This window comes from Mediterraneibacter sp. 210702-DFI.3.120 (assembly GCF_020561005.1).
In the GTDB taxonomy this organism is placed as follows: Bacteria; Bacillota; Clostridia; order Lachnospirales; family Lachnospiraceae; genus Mediterraneibacter; species Mediterraneibacter faecis.
This window is the reverse complement of the sequence record NZ_JAJCNG010000065.1, coordinates 1-1049: the sequence shown is the minus strand read 5'-3', so window position 1 is coordinate 1049 and position 1049 is coordinate 1. Positions and strand designations below refer to the sequence as shown.

The 1049-nt window shown below is 38.7% G+C and carries 2 protein-coding genes; one reads left to right on the top strand and one right to left on the bottom strand.

Features of this window, described 5'->3' with window-relative positions; translation table 11 throughout:
• Positions 1–135: 135 nt before the first annotated feature.
• Positions 136–765, bottom strand: coding sequence for a helix-turn-helix domain-containing protein (locus LI162_RS15195; RefSeq protein WP_227156871.1), 630 nt, complete (start codon positions 763–765; stop codon positions 136–138).
• A 174-nt stretch (positions 766–939) separates the two neighbouring features.
• Between LI162_RS15195 and LI162_RS15190 the strand changes: the two genes are divergently transcribed.
• A partial coding sequence (locus LI162_RS15190; RefSeq protein WP_173690827.1) for an excisionase occupies positions 940–1049 on the top strand: 110 nt, incomplete at its 3' end.

The window sequence follows — 1049 nt, the reverse complement described above, 5'->3', positions numbered from 1 at the left end:
AGCGGTAGTACCATTTCTTTCCTTTTTTTCTTACAGATCCTTTTGCCATAATCGTGTGTCTCCTTTCGATATCAGACAATCGGAACTGATGAAATGCTTCTTGCGTGTAAGTATATCATAACTCCGGTTGTCGTTCTATACCGAATCGGAATCCTCATACAAAACTTCTGATAAAAGATTTTCAAGCCTTTGTTCTGCCATTTCCGGTTTCTTGGAATAAAGCCTTACGATATCTGCCATGTCGTTAAAGGCATTAACAGTGTGGGTGATCTCCCGGAGAAACATAATCTCGTTATATTCATCATTCGATTCAAACCCCATTACTTTTGCAATATCAGCTTCATTCGTGTTGCCCTTGTAATTCTTGCAGGCAAACTGGAATGATTCCAGAAACAGGTTATATTGCTTTAACATCAACAGCAGTAAATCTTTGGAAAAAGCATCTTCCTTTTTACTAAGGTCGAGAGGTAACTGTTTGAGAATATCGCCCATTGCATCACGAATCTGTAATTCTTTCTTATCCGTAATATCGGTTTCGTATTCATCGGTTTCCCCTCTGAGCCATTCAATAGATACATGAAGTGCTTCCGAAAGACCTTCCAGCACCCTCTTTTTGGTATTGTCAATCGAACCATTCTCATAACGCAGGATTGTGGAAGCTGTAACTCCCATCTTCTCTGCAACATAAGGCTGTGTCAGATTTAATTCCAGACGACGCTGTTTTGCCCTGCTGCCTATCAGCTTGCGTAGTTCTTTATCTTTCATGCTGATTGCCTCCTTTTTCGGTATGTATGAATTATAGCATGTACCTCACATAATTGCAATATGCAATATAATAATTATTTTTAAAATTTCATAACGCTTGACAACACAATATAAAACCGCTATACTAACAGCACAACAAAAATTGCATAATGCAATTTATAAGGAGGTGACAAGATGACGGAAAGAAAGATTGCATTATCCATCGAGGAAGCAGCCGACTATACAGGAATTGGCAGAAACACTTTGAGAAAGCTGGTTGAATGGAAGAAGCTTCCGGTATTAAA